This is a genomic window from Finegoldia magna (assembly GCF_003182075.1).
In the GTDB taxonomy this organism is placed as follows: Bacteria; Bacillota; Clostridia; order Tissierellales; family Peptoniphilaceae; genus Finegoldia; species Finegoldia magna.
Genome location: NZ_QGTH01000041.1, coordinates 1846 through 3116, shown reverse-complemented (window position 1 = coordinate 3116; position 1271 = coordinate 1846). Strand labels below are relative to the sequence as shown.

The 1271-nt window shown below is 44.0% G+C and carries 1 rRNA gene (running past one end of the window); it reads left to right on the top strand.

From position 1 onward, the window contains the following. The first annotated feature begins 36 nt into the window (after positions 1-36). Positions 37-1271: ribosomal RNA gene (locus tag DES33_RS09320) — 23S ribosomal RNA — on the top strand (it continues 1771 nt past the right edge of the window).

Genomic DNA, 1271 nt, shown 5'->3' with positions numbered 1-1271 from the left:
TAGCACATTGAAAATCGAATAACAGTATATATTTCCGGTCAAGAAACTAAGGGCGCAAGGCGGATGCCTTGGCACCAGGAGGCGAAGAAGGACGTGACAAGCAACGAAAACCTCGAATAGGAGCAAATATCCAGTAACTCGGGGGAATCCGAATGGGGAAACCTACTAGACACACTCTAGTATCCATACGTAAATACATAGCGTATGGAGGCGAATGTTCTGAACTGAAACATCTAAGTAGGAACAAGAAAAGAAAGAAAACTCGATTCTCCAAGTAGCGGCGAGCGAACAGAGACAAGCCCATTAAAGTAAGCCTAAACTGATAGACAAATCTTATGGAAAGAAGAACCAAAGAAAGTAACAGTCTTGTAGTCGAAATCAGAATAGAGACACTTTAAGAAGAGTACCACGGAGCACGTGAAATTCTGTGGGAAGATAGGGGGACCACCCCCTAAGGCTAAATACTACCTGGTGACCGATAGCGAATAGTACCGTGAGGGAAAGGTGAAAAGAACCCCGGGAGGGGAGTGAAACAGAACCTGAAACCTTGCGCCTACAAGCAGACAGAGGAAGAAGACTTCTAATGTCGTACTTTTTGTAGAACGGGCCAGCGAGTTACGATACGTAGCAAGATTAAACATTTAAGATGTGAAGTCGCAGGGAAACCGAGTCTTAATAGGGCAGAAGTTGCGTGTTGTAGACCCGAAACCGGGTGATCTATCCATGGGCAGAGTGAAGGTAAAGTAAAATTTACTGGAGGCTCGAACCGGGTAGCGTTTAAAAGCTATCGGATGACCTGTGGATAGGGGTGAAAAGCCAATCGAACTCGGATATAGCTGGTTCTCCTCGAAATAGCTTTAGGGCTAGCCTTGTTTTAGATTACAGGAGGTAGAGCACTGAATAGTCTAGGGGAAGTAATTCTACCGAAACTTATCAAACTCCGAATGCCTGAAAATCGATGAACAGGAGTCAGACCATGAGGGATAAGCTTCATAGTCAAAAGGGAAACAGCCCAGACCACCAGTTAAGGTCCCAAAATACAGATTAAGTGGGAAAGGATGTAATACTACTCAGACAACCAGGATGTTGGCTCAGAAGCAGCCATACATTTAAAGAGTGCGTAATAGCTCACTGGTCAAGTGGTAATGCGCCGAAGATGAACGGGGCTAAATCTGATACCGAAACTGTGGGATAGAAAAGCAATTATGCGAGAAGTATGGAAGTTAAGATTAGGAAATATATCAAGTAGTAAAGTAAGAGAGAAAGACATT